Source organism: Brevundimonas sp. (genome assembly GCF_018608325.1).
Classification (GTDB): Bacteria; Pseudomonadota; Alphaproteobacteria; order Caulobacterales; family Caulobacteraceae; genus Brevundimonas.
Map to the genome: position 1 here is coordinate 3,406 of NZ_JABAZW010000009.1, position 17,196 is coordinate 20,601.

Here is a 17,196-nt window from a genome sequence, read left to right on the forward strand (position 1 = left end):
ATATTGCCCATAGCGGTCGCGGGGCTCTGGTTGCGCGAGCCATAGACGCGGGCCGGGTTCTCGCCGCAGGCCATCTTGACCGTATAGGGGGCGTTGGGGAACTTCAGACCCTGCATGGTGACCGAAGGCACGTTCCGGATGGTCACGCCGCGCCCGCCGAACAGGTTGGCCGATCCGGGCAGGATGTGCAGGGTCGTGACGCCGCCCGCACGCGCGGTGTTGAAGCCGGGATCCTGCGGCCAGATCGAGTGCTCGGCCCAGACCTGCGCCGTGTTCGGGCTGGTCGCCTCGTTGCCGTTGCTCAGACCCTGAACGCCGGGCGACGGATAGACGCCCAGATGGCTGTGCACGTCGATGACGCCGGGGGTGACATAGCGGCCGCGCGCATCAATGACGCGGTGACCGGCGGGAACCGGGGTCTGGGCGTCGCCGACGGCGGCGACCTTGCCGTCCGTGACCACGACCACGCCATTCTCGATCTTGCGGTCCGTGCCGGTCAGGACCGTGGCGCCGACCACGGCGAAATTCTCGCGCGGCAGGGGCTGATAGGTCGAGGGGAAGGGATCGGGATTGGTCGAATAATCCAGCCCCGTCGCCAGAGTGCGGTCCGGTTTGGCGGCGGCGCGCGCCTCTCCGCTGCTTACCGTATCTGTCGTCGCGCAGGCCGCCAACATGGCGCAGGCGACCACCGCGAGGCTGGCGCCCCGCAGACTGTGTCTGATCATCAAAAGCCCCTTCTCCCACTCCGCACCCAGACAAAAATCAGGCGCGTTGAATGGAGCCATAGAAACGGCTCGGCGACGAACCGTCAAAGTGTTTCAGCCGCGTGTGACAAGGGCGTCGATACGGTCCCGCAAGGCCTGATCGTCCAGCCCCTCGACGGTGATCATCTTCAGTCGCGACTGGCCGCCGCGCTTCACCGTGACAGAGGACCGGCTGACGCCCAGCGCCTTGGCCAGAAACCGCGTCACCGCCTCATTGGCCTCGCCGTCGACAGGGCGGGCGCGAACGCGGACCTTCAGGACGGGCCGCCCCTCGGCATCTGCCTCCCAGCCGTCGATGCGGTCAACCGATGCGCCAGGCTGCAGTTTCAGAGGAAGGTCGGCGATGGTTCTGGCCCAGACAAACAGAGGAAATCGACGCCAAACCTAGACAATAAGTCTCGACCGGGGAACGGCTCTGCGTCTGATGCGTCATCCCATGACCGGGGCCGATGACCGGCCGCTCATGAGGACGCCCCCATGTCGATGACCGTCGCCGACCTGATCGCCCAGACCCTGTCCAATGCGGGCGTCAAACGGATCTGGGGCGTGACCGGCGACAGTCTGAACGGCCTGAACGACAGTCTGCGTCGGCTGGATACCATCGAATGGATGCATGTCCGCCATGAGGAGACCGCCGCCTTCGCCGCCGGGGCAGAGGCTGCCATCACCGGGGAACTGGCCGTCTGCGCGGGCAGTTGCGGACCGGGCAATCTGCATCTGATCAACGGCCTGTTCGACTGTCATCGCAACCGGACCCCGGTTCTGGCCATCGCCGCGCATATCCCCTCGTCCGAGATCGGTCTGGGCTATTTTCAGGAGACGCATCCGCAAGAGCTGTTCCGCGAATGCAGCGATTTCTGCGAACTGGTGACCAACCCGGCCCAGATCACCGGCATCCTGGCCCGCGCCCTGAACACCGCCGTCGGCAAGGGCGGGGTGGCGGTGATCGTCATTCCCGGCGACGTGGCGCTGGCCAAGGCGCCCGATGGGGCCAGCACCGAATGGCATGCGCCGGGCCGCCCCCGCATCAGCCCCGTTGAAACTGATCTGGACCGCGCCGCCGAACTGCTGAACGGGGCGAACAAGGTGACCATATTGGCGGGCAGCGGCTGCGCGGGCGCGCATGATGCGGTCGTGGCGCTGGCCGAGGCGCTGCAGGCGCCGGTCGTCCATGCCCTGCGCGGCAAGGAACATGTCGAATGGGACAATCCCTACAGCGTCGGCATGACCGGCCTGATCGGCTTCTCGTCGGGCTATCACGCCATGCTGGCCTGCGACGCACTGGTGATGCTGGGGACCGACTTCCCCTATCGCAACTTCTATCCGACTGACGCCAAGATCATCCAGATCGACCATGACCCGACCGCGCTGGGCAAGCGGGCGACGCTGGCGCAAGGGATTGTCGGCGATGTGGCTGAGACGGTTTCGGCCCTGTTGCCGCGCCTGAAACACGAACGGTCTTCGCGGTTTCTGGAGGCAGCGCGCAAACACTATGTCGGGGCGCGTAAAGGCCTGGACGACCTGGCCCGCCCCTCTGCGCCCGGAAAGCCGATCCACCCGCAGTATGTCGCCGAGGTCGTCAGCCGTCTGGCCGAGGATGACGCCATCTTCACCGCCGATGTCGGCACCCCCACCGTCTGGGCCGCCCGTTATCTGGAGATGAACGGACAGCGCCGCCTGATCGGGTCGTTCAACCACGGCTCCATGGCCAATGCGATGCTGCAGGCCATGGGCGCACAGGCGGCGGCGCCGGAGCGTCAGGTCGTGTCCCTGTCCGGCGACGGCGGCTTCACCATGATGATGGGCGACTTCATCAGCCTGACGCAGTTGAAGCTGCCGGTGAAGGTGATCGTCTTCAACAACGGCTCGCTGGGCTTTGTCGCCATGGAGATGAAGGCGGCAGGCTTCCTGGACACCGGCACGGACCTGAAAAACCCCAACTTCGCCGCCATGGCCGCCGCCATGGGCGTGACCGCCTTCCGCGTCGAGGAATCCGCTGATCTGGAGGAAGCCGTCGCCGCTGCTCTGGCCCACCCCGGCCCGGCCCTGGTCGATGTGGTCACCGCCCAGCAGGAACTGGTCATCCCGCCCAAGATCAAGCTGGAGCAGGCCAAGGGGTTCGGCCTCTATATGCTGAAGGCCGTGATGAACGGGCGTGGCGACGAGGTGCTGGCCCTGGCCAAGACCAATCTCTAGAGCCTGATCCGCTGAGATGGGATCGCTGCGCGATTCCGTCGATGCGGTGAATCAGGCTCCAGATATTAAGCGAGAGCATGATTCACGCTTCTGCCGGAACCGCTACGCGGTTCCGTTAAAAACGATCATGCTCTAGCCACGCCTGGTCTGCACAGGGTCAGACCTCGGTCAGTGTCCCCTGCGGCGTCACGCTGTAGCGTTTCACGACCCGCATCTGATACGGCTTGGCCATGATGGTCGAGACGGCGCACAGTTCTGCGACCGCCCGTTCGCGCGTCAGGGTCAGCAGGATATAGCCCTTGGACGTCTGGTCGCAGAAGACCACCTCCGGGTTGGCCGACGACAGGGCCAGACCGATCGGCAGGCCGCCGACATGATCCCCCACCGAGGGGCTGGAGATGGACGAGGTGCCGAACTCCACCGCCCGGCGCTCGCCCGCGTTGTCGTACAGTTCGTTGGTCCAGAAGGCGTGGCTGTCACCCGACACGATGATGGGCTGGACGCCCGTGGCCTTCAGGGTTTCGTACAGACGCTCGCGCCCGGCCGGATAACCGTCCCAGCCGTCCAGATTGAACGGCAGGCCCAGTTTGAACAGCTGGATCGCCGCCTCGATTTCAGGGCGGCTTTCCGCAGGCAGGGTCGCCAGAAGCTGGGCGACCTGCTCGGGGGGCATCATCTGCTCGATGTTCGGTCCCTTGACCCGGGCCATGACCACCTGATTGCCCAGCACCTGCCACGGACGGCCCGCAGCGTGCGACTGCTGTATGGTTTCGCCGATCCAACGACGCTGCGCATCGCCCAGCATGTCGCGCGAAGGATCATTGCGCGTGACCTCAAAGGCCGCCACGTCGGGCGAACCGTCCGCCTTGCGCGGCAGGTCGGCGTAGGTCAGCTGTTTGTTGCGCGCCAGAAGCCGCGTCTCGACCATGATCAGGCTGGCCAGATCGCCGAAATGGAAGGCGCGGTTGATCGCCTCCTGAAGCGTGCCCGCCTTGGGCTCGCGGATCGGCATCCATTCGTAATAGGCCCTGAGCGCCGCCGCCTTGCGCACGGCGAAGTCGCCTTCGGTCTCGGGCTGATGGTTTTCGGCGCCCAGGATCCAGGTGTCGTTGGCCACCTCGTGATCGTCCCAGACGCAGATGAAGGCGGCCCGCGCATGGGCGGCCTGAAGGTCCGGGTCGGTCTTGTACTGGGCGTGGCGCGCCCGGTAATCGGCCAGGCTGACGATCTCGTGCGCAGGCTCGGGGATGCGGTTCAGCCGCACCCCATGATCCATGCCGTAATCACCCGGCGCCGCGCCGTATTCGTAGATATAGTCGCCCAGATGCACGACCGCGTCGACACGCTCCTGCTTGGCGATGGCGTCATAGGCGTTGAACAGGCCGCCCGGATAAAGCTGGCACGACACCACCGCCAGAACCACGTCCGGCGTCTGGTTTTCCGGCAGGGTCCGCACCCGGCCGACGGGCGAAGTGACGCCGTTTGCGGTGAAACGATAGAAATATTCCGAACCCGGACGAAGACGCGCATCGTCCAGTTCGTGCTTCACCGTAAAGTCGCGCTCTGCCCCCGCCTTCAGGTTCGAAACCCGACGCACGATGCTGCGGAAATCGGCGTCGCGGGCGACCTCCAGCGTGACGGGGACGTCACCGCCCGTGCCCGCTTCAGGCGTCACCCGCGTCCAGAAGACGGCCGAGTGCGGCCCCGGATCGCCGCTGGCCACCCCGTGCAGGAAGGCGACCTTGCCGGTGTTGGCGGCCTTGGCGACGGCGGGCGTTGCGGCCCCCGCGCCGAGCAGGCCCAGAAGACTGCGGCGATCCAGGTTCATCGGTTTTCTCAGAGCTTCAGTTTGAACACGAGGCCGTAGGAGGCAGGCCGTCCGGCGATGAAGGTCGGCATACCCAGCGCATCGCCGGTGTTGCCCGCATCCTTGATGTATTTCTCATCCAGAATGTTCTCGCCGAAGGCCTCGACGCCCCAGTTCTGCGAAGCCGGAGCATAACGGATGCGCAGGTTCAGCAGGCCGTAGGCGTCCTGATATTCGTCCTGAATCAGGTCGGGGACGAAATGGCCCTTCTGCAGTGCCGGGATGTCGTTGTCGTCGTCGAAGAAGACCTTCGACTGCCAGGTATAGGTCGGCTGGACCTCGATGGCCCCGCCCGCGACCGGCAGACGCCAGATGGCCCCGAACGAGGCGGCATGGTCAGGCGACAGGCGGAAATGGTTGCCCTCGTACAGGCCGTTCTCGAACCGTGAATGGTTGAAGGCGTAGGTGGCGAACAGGTCCAGATTCGACGAGACGGTGAAGTTGGCCTGCCCTTCGAAACCATAGGACTTGGCTTCGCCAGCGTTGGTGGTGACGAACAGGGTGCCCTGCTGCACCGTCGTCTGGAAGTTGTCGTAGTTGTAGAGGAAGACCGCGCCGTCCACGCGCAGGCGGCGGCCCAGGAGGGCGGCCTTGGCGCCGATCTCATAACTGTCGACCGTCTCGGCAGCGACGGGGGTGAAGCGGGCGGCGCCGCCCGGTGCGGCGGGAGCAGAGGCGCTGATGACCTCCGGGCGGCGACCACGGGCATAGTTGGCGTAGATGTTGGCGCTGTCCGACAGGGCGTAGCGCGCCGTCAGACGCCAGGTCACGCCATCATCCTTGGAGTCGAAATACGAGAAGTCGCCGTTGTTCGTCGTCGGCTGGGCCGTCAGGCCGAACAGCGGGAACAGGTTGGCGGGGATGTTCAGATAGGCCGGATTGGCCATGGTCGACAGGAAGGGCGCCATCTGGTCGGGCGGGATCGCGCCCGACTGCAGCGCCAGCAAAGCGCCCAGCACCGAGCGGCTCTGAACCGAGCTGGCGAAGCCCGTCGTCTTGTCGTCGCGGGTGTAGCGCACGCCGCCCGAGACCTCGAACCGGTCGGTCAGGGCGTAGGTGACATCGGCGAAGACGTCATAGGACGTCAGGTCGGAGTTGTTGATCGGCGTCTCGATATGCGCCGCCTTCAGGTTGGCGGCGATAGGCGCAGCGAAGGCGCCCGCGCCCAGCGGGCTCAGCATGCCGCCCAGCGCCAGACCCGCCAGCGTCGGATAGGCGGCCATCGGCAGGGTCTTGTCGCCGACCGTGGCGGGCGAGCCATCCAGCAGGCCCGCCAGCTGAACCAGGGCCAGACGTTCATCGAACTGGGTCGGTGTGCGCTGATAGCCCTTTTCATGGAACCAGCCGGCGCCGACGAAGCCGCTGAGGCGACCGCCGTTGTTGTAGCTCAGGCGCAGGTCCTGGCTCCACTGTTCGCCATAGGTGTCCTCGGCGCGGTCAGGATCGGCAGGGACACGCCGTCGGCGTCAAAGGTCTCGTAGTTCTTGAACTGGCGATAGGCCGTGGTCGAGTTCAGACGCAGCGACGGACTCAGGTCGAAGCGGGCCAGCCCCGTCACGCCCCAGACCTCGCGGTTCAGACCCAGAGCCTTGCCGCCGTCAAAGGCCGCGCCCGGCGTCAGGGCAGCGCCGTCCCACGGATCCTTGCCGCCCAGCACTGCGCCCGTCGTCGGGTCGGCGGGGAAATAGGCGATGGACTTGAACGGCGTGCCGGACGCCTTGTCTGTCTGATAGTTGGCGATCACATCGAACCGCATCGCCTCGATCGGGGTCCAAGCGCCCGACAGACGGAAGGCCTTGGTTTCGATGGAGTTGTAGTCGTCGCCGTCCAGCAGATTCTCGACGAAGCCGTCGCGCGTCTTCATGCGCGTGGCCAGACGCAGGCCCGCCGTCTCGCCGACCGGCAGGTTCACCGCCCCCTCGACCATGCGATAGCCTTCATTGCCGACCTCGGCCTGGGCATAGGCTTCGGTGCTGCCGATGCGGGCGCGGTTCTGGACCAGATTCACCGCGCCGATCAGGGCGCCGCGTCCGTACAGGGTCGACTGCGGCCCCTTGGCGATCTCGATCCGCTCCATGTCGAACAGTTCGACATAGGAACCGCGTGACTTGGAGATCGACACGCCGTCCTGGAACACCGACACGCGCGGCTCAGCCGTTGCGGCGCCGCTGTCCGAGGTGATGCCGCGCATCACGAAGCCCGGGTTGTTCGGCGACTGGTTCTGCACCAGGAAGCCGGGCACGAAGGCCGACAGGGTGTCGAACTCCTGCACGCCCAGATCTTGCAGGAACTGCCCCGAATAGGCGGTCAGGGCGAAGGGGACGTCGATGGTCTTCTGTTCGCGCAACTGAGCGGTGACGACGATGTCGTCAACCGTCGACGGCGTCGTCTGCTCGTCGGCCCAGGCGATGGTCGCCGTAGCGCTGACGCCCGCCAGGGCCGCCGCCGCCAACAGGCGCGCCTTCAGTGAAATAGTCATGTTCGAATCCCCAGAACAGCAATGTCAGGGGACTGACTAGCGATGCGCCGTGTCGTGGCGGCGACGGTTCAACATAGGCTTCAAGACGACCACGAGACATAGCGACGACGCTTGATCCGGGTTCGGCTTTTCAGCCCTCTAGCTCCAGCCGATAGCCGACACCCCTGACGTTGCGCAGCAGGCCAGCCGCACCCGACGTCTCCAGCTTGCGGCGCAGATGGCTGACATGGCTGTCGATGGTGCGTTCCAGGACGTCCTGATTGGGAAAACAGGCCTGCATGATATCGGCGCGGCTGAAGACCCGCAGCGGCGCGCGCGCCATATGGGCCAGGATGCGGAACTCGGTCAGGGTCAGGTCCAGACGCCTGCGCCCCTCGCGCAGGACCACTGACACAAGGTAGTTATCCAGCTGCACCTCCAGCGGCCCGACACGCAGCACCCCGCCCTTTTGCGCGCCCAGCGTCCGGCGCAGCAGGGCCTGAACATGGGCCGCTGTCTCGGTCAGGTTCAGCGGGCGGGTCACATAGTCATCGGCGCCGATACGCAGGGCCTGAAGCCGCTCGCCCGACTGCCCTTCGGCGGCGACCATGATGACCGGGGTCTCGTCACGACGACGCACCTCGCCCAGTACGTCCCAGCCGTCACGGACAGGCAGATCGACGCCCAGCAGGATCAGGTCAGGCCTCAGCGACGCCTGCAGATTCAGCGCTGCCTGACCATCCGCCGCCAAAGCGGTGCGAAAGCCTTCGCGGCGCAGGCTGGCGTCCAGCCCATCGGCGGTTTCGGCGTCACTTTCGGCGATCAGAACCAGCGGCGTCATGCCGCGCCTCTGCACCGCCCGGCTCGCGGGGGTCCAGCAAAAGCGGAATCATCGCGTAAAATTCACGCCAGTTTCACATTCGAAAACGCCTGAACCCTCCCCGCCCGATCAGGGGCGAGGAGGGCCAAAACGCTAAGGCTTGGTCAGTTTTTAGTACTTGGCCGTCAGCTGGATGCCGAAGGTGCGCGGCATGTTGAAGTTGCCGTAGTCCCCCAGCGTGCCCCGGTTCGACGGGTCACGACGATAGACATAGGTTTCGTCCAGCAGGTTGCGCGACCAGACAGCCACTTCCAGCAGCGGACCGCCAGGGTTGGTCTGGATGTCGGCGATGGCGACGCGGCCGTTCACGACGAACGACTGGTCGTTCTTGATCTCGAACTGTTCGAAGCTGTGGCTGGCGTCGGCGTAGTTGGCGTCGATGTGGGCCTTCAGGGTCGCGCCCATGAAGGGCGATTCCCAGTCAGCGGCGACGCTGGCGGCGTTCTCAGGCGTATAGGCGATGAACACCTTCTGCAGCTTGCCGTCGAACGGGTTGATCGTGTCGGGGATCTTCGCGTCCGTATAGGCGTAGGAGGCCGACAAGGTCAGGTTGTCGGTCGCACGGAACTGACCTTCCAGCTCAAGACCGCGGATCTTGGTCGTGCCGGGGGCGTTGACCGTCTCCAGGGTGTTGCGGCCGTTGGTGATCAGGCTGAAGTCGATCTGGCTGTCGGTGCGGTCCATCGCATAGATGGCCGCGTTCAGGCGGACGCGACGGTCGAACAGGTCGCTCTTCAGACCCAGCTCGTAAGCCTTGACCTCTTCCGGATCGAACGAGCGGTAGGTCAGCGAGCGCGAGGAGGCGCCGCCAGCCCGATAGCCGGTCGAGTATTTGCCGTAGACGTTGACGGTGTTGGTCAGGTCATAGGCCAAGGTGATCAGCGGGTCGAAACGGTCGACCGAACTCTTGAAGTGCAACTCGCCCTTCACGCCATTCACGTTCGGCAGGTCGTTGTTGACCAACTCCAGCGTGCCGTCTTTTTCATCCCAGGTGTAGCGGCCGCCAACCGTCAGGTGCAGGTCGCTCAGGCTGGCCGGGGTCCAGGTCGCCTGACCATAGATGGCCTTGGATTCCGAATGGGCCGTGGACTTGCGGTCCAGGAAGCGGCTGCCGCGAATGGTCGGGGTCGGGTCCAGAATGGTGTAGCCCGTACCGTCCGAGTTCCACTGGTTCGTCGAGGGCGTCGCCGCATCGTCCGACACGGTTTCCTTGAAGTAGAAGACGCCGCCGACGTAGTCGATGCTATCACCCAGCGAACCGACAGCCTGGAGTTCCTGGCTGAACTGATGCTGCCAGAAACCGGCCAGCGAGTAGCGCGAGAACTTGCCGTTCGGCGAGCCCAGCGGCGGACGGTGGGCGCCGGCGATGTTGTCGTACTGTTCAACGTCCAGATCGCGATAGGCGGTGATCGAACGGATTTCCAGCGAGTCGTTGGGACGATACGACAGGTGCAGATCGATGCCGCGCGTGTCGTCGACGCTCCACTGCTGCGGCACGCCGATATCGGCCTGCGTCATGCGCTTGGAGCCCTCAACCTGCACCAGAGGCGACAGGCCGCGGATGCTGCCGTTCGGCACCGATGCGGCGGTGAACGGCACAACAACCAGGCCGTTCGGGTTGAAGTTCAGCAGTTGCGAATAGAACGGGGTGTTCTTGTCCTTGCCGACGTCGGCGGCCAGGGTGGCCGAGAAGTTGTCGGTCGGGGTCCAGCGGGTCTGGAAGCGCAGGCCGCGACGGTCGTACTGGCCAAAGCCGGTCTCACCCGGAAGGATGTTCTTGGTGACGGGGCCCTGAACCTGGATCACGCCGTCGACCTTGAAGGCGAAATCGCCCAGGGCCGGGAAATCGACGTGCATTTCCGTGTTGTAGGAATCCAGATTGCCGACGCCAGCGGTGGCGCGCATGCCGAACTCGCCGGTGGGCTTGCGCGTGACCAGCGACAGGGCGCCGCCTTCGGTGTTGCGGCCGAACAGGGTGCCTTGCGGACCCTTCAGAACCTCGATGCGCTCGATGTCGAGCAGGGCCGAACCCAGACCGTGCTGGCGGGCCAGATAGACGCCGTCAACATAGACGCCGACGCCCTGTTCGCGGGCGGGCTGGTTGGCGTCGTTCGGCACGATGCCGCGAATGCCGATGGTCAGCGCCGACTGACGGGCTTCAAAGGTGGCGACGCGCAGCGAAGGCACAGCGCCGTCAGCCAGATCCATCAAGCTCTGGACGTGACGGTTCTCCAGCGCCTCGGAACCGAGCACCGAAATGGAGATCGGCGTCTCTTGCAGATTGGTCTCACGCTTGGTCGCCGTAACGATGATGTCGGCGAGGCCGGTCGTTTGCGGCTCGCTGGAAACGACCGGCGCCGTGGCGGGCGCGGTTTCAGCAAAGGCGGCGGCGGGCGTTACGAGAAGTGCGCTTCCCAGCAACAGCTGGAGGCGAAGTTTATTGCGACGTTGCATCATTGTTCCCCTGCGATGTCAGCGTCGGGGATTAGGACGTCTCTGCAATGGTCAGTTCACAGACGTGTAACGCCAAGATGCATTATTCGTGTCGTGACATGAATGCAGTCGCCAACCTGCCTAGGTCAAATCTCCTGACAATCTCCACAATCAAACCGATCAGGCCACTGTCCAGGCACGATGACGCCCAAATCAGGTTGAAAACAGCCGAAGCGTCTGGTCGTGCAGCCTTTGGTTGGCGGAGATCAGCACAGGCCCGCCCGCCTCTGCGCGCGCGCCGTCCAGACGCGTGACCACCCCGCCCGCCTGTTCGATGACAGGGATCAGGGCGACAATGTCATAGGGCTGGAGCGAGGGTTCGATGGCCAGGTCGATCTGACCCGCGGCCACCATGACCATGGCGTAGCATTCGCCGCCGTAGCGGGTCATGCGCGTGGCAGATTTCAACTGCGCGAAACCGTCCAGCAGGTGATCCGGCCAGCCCTCTGGCGAGGTGGTGTGCAGCACGGCGCCTGCCAGATCATCGACCGCGCGCGTGCGGATCGGATGACGCACGCCATTACGCTGGGTCCAGGCGCCGTCCGGCTCGCCCCAGAAGCGTTCGCCGGTGAAGGGCTGGCTCATCAGGCCGTGGGTCGCCACGCCGTCCTGCGTCAGGCCGATCAGTGTGCCCCAGACCGGAATGCCGCACAGAAAGGGGCGCGTGCCGTCGATGGGGTCAATCACCCATTGGAAACGGCTGTCGCCCGCCAGACCGAACTCCTCGCCCAGCACGCTGTGGTCCGGGTAGGTCGCGGTCAGAATCTCGCGGATGGCCAGTTCGGCGTCGCGGTCCGCATCCGTCACCGGGTCGAACGAAAAGCCCGGCTTGACCTTGGTGTCGATCTCCAGCGCCTGCCGGAACCGGGCCGAGGTGATGGCGTCGGCGGCATCGGCCAGACGGTGCAGGAATTCGATATCGACGGGCGCGGTCATGGTTGTGCCTTTTGCTGGGTTGAGCCCCGCTCGATCAGGGTGAAGGGCAGCACGGCGTCGGTCGCGGCGGGGGCATCGCCGCGATGACGAAAGGCGGTTTTCAGCGCCTCCATCGCCTGCCCGGCCATTTCGGCCAGAGGCTGCCTTATGGTGGTCAGTGTGGGCCAGACGCGGGTGGCCAGCAGGGTGTCGTCAAAGCCGCAGACGGCCAGTTCATCCGGCAGGCGCAGGCCCCGCCGGTTGGCCGCCCACAGCACGCCCGCCGCCATCTCGTCATTCGCCGCGACGATGGCGGTCGGCGGGTTTTCGAGATCCAGAAGTTGATCGGCGCAGGCGATGCCCGAGGCGAAGCCGAAGTCACCCTGCGCCTCCAGTTCGTCTGAGGGCGTCAGGCCGCGTGCGATCAGGGCGGCGCGATGCCCGTCCCTGCGCGCGATACTGTCGGAATGGTTCAGCGGCCCGACGACGACGCCGATCCGTTCATGCCCCTGATCCAGCAACAGGGTGGTCACGGCCTGGGCCGCGCCGACATTATCGATCCTGGCCGTCGCCATGCCTGCGATCGGACTGGCGGTGACCAGACCGGCCAGCGGCACGCCCAGGTCCGCCATAGCCCGGACGTCGAGCATCTCGGCATAGGGCGGCACCAGAATGATCGCCTCGGCCCCGCTCGACACCAGTTCCTGCGCCAGATCGCGCACCTTGTCCGGGCTGCGGGTCAGCAGCGGGCGAAACAGAAGCTGCAGTCCGCGCGACGCGGCCTGTGTGACGACGGCGGCGGTCAACGTGGTCTGGAAGGCGCTTTCGCCCGAATTATAGATGACCCCGACGCGCGACAGACTGGCCCCCGCCAGACGACTGGCCGATAGATTGGGCACATAGCCGAGCGAGGCGGCGGCCTGCCGCACCCGCATCCGTGTGTCGTCGCTGGCCCGTCCAGAGCCGCTCAGCACATTGGACACCGTCATGATCGAGACCCGCGACGCACGCGCCACATCCGCCAGCGTCACCTGCGCTCGCCGCGTCCGGGTCATGCGACGACATCCATCGGCTTAGCCTCTCTTGGCCGTGATCGTGCTGGCCAGAACAGGCACCAGGACCATCAATCCCGCAAGTCCCCAGAAGGCGGCAGGCAGACCGACCAATTTGGCCACCGCGCCGACGCCTGCCGGTCCCATCAGGATGCCTGCATAACCCGTCGTGGTGATGGCGGCGACGGCCAGGCCCGAGGGCATGGACTTCTGCGCGCCCGCCAGACGGAACAGCACCGGCACGATGTTGGAGGCACCCAGACCGATCAGGACGAAGCCAGCGATGGCGATGACCGGCTCCTTCACCAGCAACAGCACCGCGAACCCGGCCAGAGCCACCAGTCCGCCCCAGAACAGGGTGCGGAAATCGCCCAGGCGTGCCGTCACGCCGTCACCGACCAGTCGCCCGGTCGTCATGGCCAGAGAGAAGACAATATAGCCGACGCCGCCCTGCGACAGGGGCACCAGCCCTGCGTCGGTCAGCAGCAGGGCGCTCCAGTCCAGGATCGCCCCTTCGGTCAGGAAGGTCACGGCGGCCAGCAGGGCCAGCAGCAGCACAATGCCGCGCGGGAAGGCGAACAGGGGCGCGCCCTCATCTGCTCTGGTTTCGATCAGGCGCGGCCAGGACAGCAGGATCGCCACACCGACCACCACTGCGCTGACCACCGCACAGACCACAGGCGCCAGACCCAGCGACAGCATGGCCGTGACACTGGCCGCGCCGCCAAATCCGCCGATGCTGAACAGGGCGTGGAAGCCGGACATCAGCGGCCGATCCGACGCCTTCTCAACCTCGACCGCGTGGATGTTCATCGCCACGTCCAGCGACCCCAGACCTGCACCAAAGACAAACAGGGCCACGCCAAGCGTGATCGGGGTCGGGGCGAAGGCCAGGAAGGGCATGGCGACGGCCATGATCAGGCCGCTGACGATAATGATGGGACGGCTGCCGTGTCGGGCGCTGAGGATGCCGGTCAGGGCCATGGCCAGAACCGAGCCAACACCCAGACACAGCAGCAACAGGCCTAGCGCGCCTTCATCAATGGCCAGACGTGTCTTGGCGAAAGGCACCAGAGGCGCCCAGCTGGCCAGACCAAAGCCCGCCGCCAGAAACGCCATCCTGGTCGCCAGCCGCGCCTGTTTTCCGTCCACGCCCGTCATCTCAAGACCGTCATCAGAATTCCAAAAAGAGGCCGGTCACGTGTCACACGTGATCTGCGCGACCGGCCCGTAAGTGAACAGCGAGGGAAGCTGTCAAAAGCCGCACTCATTGATTTAACGCTAAACCACAAGCGCTAAACTAGCACGTTTTTTGCTATTTCATCCGAGCGGAGAAGACATGGGCCGCCAGGACGCGCGACGAGTCGTGACTAAAGAACGACTTATCCTGATCAAAGACAACGCCGCCGAACGAAGTCACACCGTTGTAACGCAATCGTAGTTCAGGCGTCTCACCTCGCCCCTAGACGCGCTCCGTCTCAAGGGGAAATCGCGTCATGTTGTCACATTCGAACTATTCACGCCTGGCCTGCCTGTTGGCCGGCACGGCCTTGGTCACTCTGGCTGGTACGGCGTCCGCCGCCGATCTGACAGGGCCAGCAGCGACCGAAACTGTACGCGAACAGGGTGCTAGCGAACCCTCCTATGAGGTTGGCGACATCGTCGTGGTCGGCAAGGGCCAGACCCGTTCGGTTTCGACCCTGCTGCCCGCCAACCTTGAGACCCTGCCGCCGGGCACCAGCGTCCAGAAGGCGCTGAACTTCCTGCCGGGCGTCAGCGCCCAGTCGATCGACGCCCTGGGCGTCAACGAACAGTCCCTGACGCTGCAGGTGCGCGGCTTCAACACCACCCATCTGGGCTATGCGCTGGACGGCGTGCCGCTCGGCGACGGCGCCTATAACAACTACAACGGCCTGACCATCAGCCGCGCCCTGATCTCGGAGAACCTGGGCCGCGCCGATCTGGCCACCGGCATCGCGGGCCTGAGCATTCCGTCGACCAGCAATCTGGGCGGCGCCCTGATCTATTCCTCCAGCGACCCGCGCAAGACCTGGGGCGTGCGTGGCAGCCAGACCTTCGGCAGCGAAGAGACCAAGCGCACCTTCCTGCGCGTCGACACCGGCGAGCACCACGGCTTCTCGGCCTATCTCTCGGGCCAGTACAGCGAGCAGGACCTGTTCGTGAACCAGCCCGCCTGGAACCAGTCGACCGGCAAGCAGCTGAACGCCAAGGCCAAATACGAGTTCGAGCGCGGCACGATCACCGCCTTCGCCGACATCTCGCGCACCAATCAGGCCGATGACGCCTATCTGTCCAAGGACATGCAGAGCCGTCTGGGCTGGGACTGGGCCGGTTACGCCCCCAACTGGCAGGCCTATCTGGACCGCGCCTACTGCACCGTGACCGGGCCGACCGCCCCGTCCAAGTGCGTGCCCGCGACGGCGCCGGAGAAGAACTCCGACGTCACCTTCACCAACGGCCAGATCCTGCGCAACGACGAGCTTTATTACGTCGCCGGCGACTATCGTATCACCGACAGCCTCAGCGTTCGTGGTCAGGTTTACAAGCACACCGACAAGGGCGCCGGTAACAACTGGATCGTCGGCTGGTCCATCAACCCGACCGGCAATCTGCCGGTCCAGATCCGCGACACCCGCTACACCATCGACCGCGAAGGCGTTCTGGGCAGCGCGACCTGGAACATCGGCGCCCACCGCCTGCAGGCCGGGTTCTGGCTGGAAGACAACACCTCCAGCGCCGCCCGCTACATCTGGACCAATGTCACCGAGCCGTTCAGCCTGGCGCGCTTCCTGAAGGGCCAGCCGAACAACGCCCAGTGGGTTCAGCAAACCACATGGATGACCCGCCAGTTCTACGTTCAGGACGAGGTCAAGCTGCTGAACGACGCCCTGACCATCGATTTCGGCTTCAAGAGCACCTATTCGAAGTCCGTCGCCGAGGCCCAGCGCGGCATCGCGGTCAACGCCCCGCCCGCCTCCAGCCAGTTCGCATCGGGAACCCTGACGGCCAAGGACAACTTCCTGCCCGAGATCGGCGTCCACTGGCAGATCACGCCCGAGCATGAACTGTTCGCCAGCTATGCCGAAAACATGGCCATGTATCAGGGCGGCTTCAAGCTTGGCCCGCAATCCGTGTCGCAGGCCGTCTGGGACGCCCAGGGCCACACCCTGAAGCCGGAAACCTCCAACAGCTTCGACGGCGGCTATCGCTACATCAGCGGCCCGCTGCAGATCGCCCTGTCGGCCTATCGCGTCTACTTCAACGACCGCCTGCTTCAGTATAATCCCTGCCCCACCAACCAGCAGCAGAACCCCGGCTGCGGCAACTCCTTCCACAATGCGGGCGGCGTCACCAGCACGGGCGTCGAACTGGGCGTGCTGTGGAAGCCGGTTCCGTGGGCGACCTGGTACAACTCGGCCTCGCTGAACAAGACCACCTATGACGACAATCTGAACTGGTGCACCGCCACCTGCGTGGTCAAGGAAACCGAAGGCAAGCAGCAGGTCGATACGCCCAAGGAGATGTTCGCCAGCGTCCTGACCCTGCAGCGCGGCGGCTTCTCGGCCTCGTTGATGGGCAAGTACACGGGCCGCCGGTACTACACCTATACCAACGACCAGAGCTTCGGTGGCTACACCACCTTCGACCTGGGCCTCAGCTATGACCTGGGCAATGTCGGGGTGAATGGCGCCAAGCTGGCGGTCAATGTCACCAACCTGACCGGCAAACGCTATGCGTCGAACTTCGACAGCAGCGTCTTCGCGCCGGATGATGCGGCAGGCAATATCGTGGTCTTCCACTCCTCGGCCCCGCGTCAGGTCTTCGCCACGATCAGCTTTGATTTCTAAGCCGCGCTGATCGTGTTTTTCGTCTCTCCCTTCGCTTCGCAGCGGGGGAGAGGCGATTTCAATTCTGCAAGGGAAAACGGACTGATGAAAATGTTCCGCTGGTTCCAGATCGCCGCCGCAACCGCCGCCGTCGCCCTGTCGGTCGGAATCGCCAAGGCTGACGCCCAGAACTTCACCATCGCCGTCGTCCCCGACACCCAGAACTATTCCGACGTCACCCTGCCCCAGCCGCGCGGCGAGGCGACCTTCACCCAGCAGATGCAGTATCTGGCCGACCAGAAGGCGGCAAAGAACATCGTCTTCGTCAGCTTCGTCGGCGACCTGATCCAGCACGGCGACGGCCAGTTCCGTATTGCGCCCAAGGACGGCGCCAGCGGACCGCACACGGTCATGGACACGCGCGGCGAATGGGACATCGCCAACCGCGCCGTGTCGATCCTCAGCCGATCGGGCGTGCCCTTCGGCATGGTTCCCGGCAACCACGACTATGACAACTATTCCTGGTGGAGCGAGGACGGCGGACCGGGCTCCTCGCGGCCCCTGTCGGGCGGTCGGACGTGGGGCCTCTATTTCGGTCCGAACTCACGCCATTTCGCAGACAAGGCCTGGTACGGCGGCGCCTCAGACAACGGCCTGAATTCGTTCCAGACCTTCCAGGGCGACGGGAAAACCTTCCTGCACCTGTCGCTGGAAATGGACCCG

12 protein-coding genes and 1 pseudogene are annotated in these 17,196 nt (G+C 65.0%); 3 read left to right on the plus strand and 10 right to left on the minus strand.

The window, feature by feature from the left end; genetic code table 11:
• Positions 1–725, minus strand: a pseudogene (locus tag QZ281_RS00795) (amidohydrolase); the annotation flags it as partial.
• 93 nt (positions 726–818) lie between these two features.
• Entirely contained in the window at positions 819–1,130 is a 312-nt protein-coding gene (locus QZ281_RS00800) for a DUF167 domain-containing protein (RefSeq protein ID WP_363297129.1), read from the minus strand.
• A gap of 111 nt (positions 1,131–1,241) precedes the next feature.
• Here QZ281_RS00800 and poxB point away from each other — a divergent pair, with 111 nt between their 5' ends.
• Complete coding sequence (gene poxB, locus QZ281_RS00805; protein WP_292223513.1) at positions 1,242–2,960, plus strand: ubiquinone-dependent pyruvate dehydrogenase; 1,719 nt, start codon at positions 1,242–1,244, stop codon at positions 2,958–2,960.
• A gap of 157 nt (positions 2,961–3,117) precedes the next feature.
• Here poxB and QZ281_RS00810 read toward each other — a convergent pair whose 3' ends face one another.
• From QZ281_RS00810 to QZ281_RS00840, 8 genes are all read right to left on the minus strand, one after another.
• Positions 3,118–4,788 (minus strand): alkaline phosphatase D family protein, encoded by a 1,671-nt coding sequence (locus QZ281_RS00810; protein WP_292223516.1) that lies wholly within the window; start codon positions 4,786–4,788, stop codon positions 3,118–3,120.
• A gap of 8 nt (positions 4,789–4,796) precedes the next feature.
• Complete coding sequence (locus tag QZ281_RS18170) at positions 4,797–6,224, minus strand: TonB-dependent receptor (RefSeq protein WP_363297131.1); 1,428 nt, start codon at positions 6,222–6,224, stop codon at positions 4,797–4,799.
• Positions 6,215–7,306, minus strand: a complete 1,092-nt coding sequence (locus tag QZ281_RS18175) for a TonB-dependent receptor plug domain-containing protein (protein WP_363297125.1) — start codon at positions 7,304–7,306, stop codon at positions 6,215–6,217. Before QZ281_RS18175 ends, QZ281_RS18170 begins: the two co-directional genes overlap by 10 nt.
• Positions 7,307–7,436: 130 nt before the next feature.
• Positions 7,437–8,126: a response regulator gene (locus QZ281_RS00820; RefSeq protein ID WP_292223520.1), complete on the minus strand. Its 690-nt coding sequence runs from the start codon at positions 8,124–8,126 to the stop codon at positions 7,437–7,439.
• A 150-nt stretch (positions 8,127–8,276) separates the two neighbouring features.
• Positions 8,277–10,619, minus strand: a complete 2,343-nt coding sequence (locus QZ281_RS00825) for a TonB-dependent receptor (protein WP_292223522.1) — start codon at positions 10,617–10,619, stop codon at positions 8,277–8,279.
• Between the two features lie 192 nt (positions 10,620–10,811).
• Positions 10,812–11,594 (minus strand): histidinol-phosphatase, encoded by a 783-nt coding sequence (hisN, locus tag QZ281_RS00830; protein ID WP_292223524.1) that lies wholly within the window; start codon positions 11,592–11,594, stop codon positions 10,812–10,814.
• Positions 11,591–12,628, minus strand: a complete 1,038-nt coding sequence (locus QZ281_RS00835) for a LacI family DNA-binding transcriptional regulator (protein WP_292223525.1) — start codon at positions 12,626–12,628, stop codon at positions 11,591–11,593. Before QZ281_RS00835 ends, hisN begins: the two co-directional genes overlap by 4 nt.
• Before the next feature lie 18 nt (positions 12,629–12,646).
• Complete coding sequence (locus tag QZ281_RS00840; RefSeq protein ID WP_292223527.1) at positions 12,647–13,786, minus strand: MFS transporter; 1,140 nt, start codon at positions 13,784–13,786, stop codon at positions 12,647–12,649.
• 335 nt (positions 13,787–14,121) lie between these two features.
• On the opposite strand from QZ281_RS00840, the gene QZ281_RS00845 reads away from it, so the two are divergent.
• Both QZ281_RS00845 and QZ281_RS00850 read left to right on the plus strand, forming a co-directional pair.
• The gene (locus QZ281_RS00845; RefSeq protein WP_292223529.1) at positions 14,122–16,494 is read left to right on the plus strand and encodes a TonB-dependent receptor; all 2,373 of its coding nucleotides are present in this window, start codon (positions 14,122–14,124) and stop codon (positions 16,492–16,494) included.
• An 84-nt stretch (positions 16,495–16,578) separates the two neighbouring features.
• Positions 16,579–17,196 (plus strand): metallophosphoesterase (locus QZ281_RS00850; RefSeq protein WP_292223531.1); only part of this gene is annotated, 618 nt, incomplete at its 3' end.

Coding starts and splice junctions, on each gene's coding strand:
- QZ281_RS18175 (WP_363297125.1), bottom strand. CDS start 7,306: ATGACTATTTCACTGAAGGCGCGCCTGTTGGCGGCGGCGGCCCTGGCG.
- QZ281_RS00825 (WP_292223522.1), bottom strand. CDS start 10,619: ATGCAACGTCGCAATAAACTTCGCCTCCAGCTGTTGCTGGGAAGCGCA.
- QZ281_RS00835 (WP_292223525.1), bottom strand. CDS start 12,628: ATGACCCGGACGCGGCGAGCGCAGGTGACGCTGGCGGATGTGGCGCGT.
- QZ281_RS00820 (WP_292223520.1), bottom strand. CDS start 8,126: ATGACGCCGCTGGTTCTGATCGCCGAAAGTGACGCCGAAACCGCCGAT.
- QZ281_RS00810 (WP_292223516.1), bottom strand. CDS start 4,788: ATGAACCTGGATCGCCGCAGTCTTCTGGGCCTGCTCGGCGCGGGGGCC.
- QZ281_RS00840 (WP_292223527.1), bottom strand. CDS start 13,786: ATGACGGGCGTGGACGGAAAACAGGCGCGGCTGGCGACCAGGATGGCG.
- hisN (WP_292223524.1), bottom strand. CDS start 11,594: ATGACCGCGCCCGTCGATATCGAATTCCTGCACCGTCTGGCCGATGCC.
- QZ281_RS00845 (WP_292223529.1), top strand. CDS start 14,122: ATGTTGTCACATTCGAACTATTCACGCCTGGCCTGCCTGTTGGCCGGC.
- poxB (WP_292223513.1), top strand. CDS start 1,242: ATGTCGATGACCGTCGCCGACCTGATCGCCCAGACCCTGTCCAATGCG.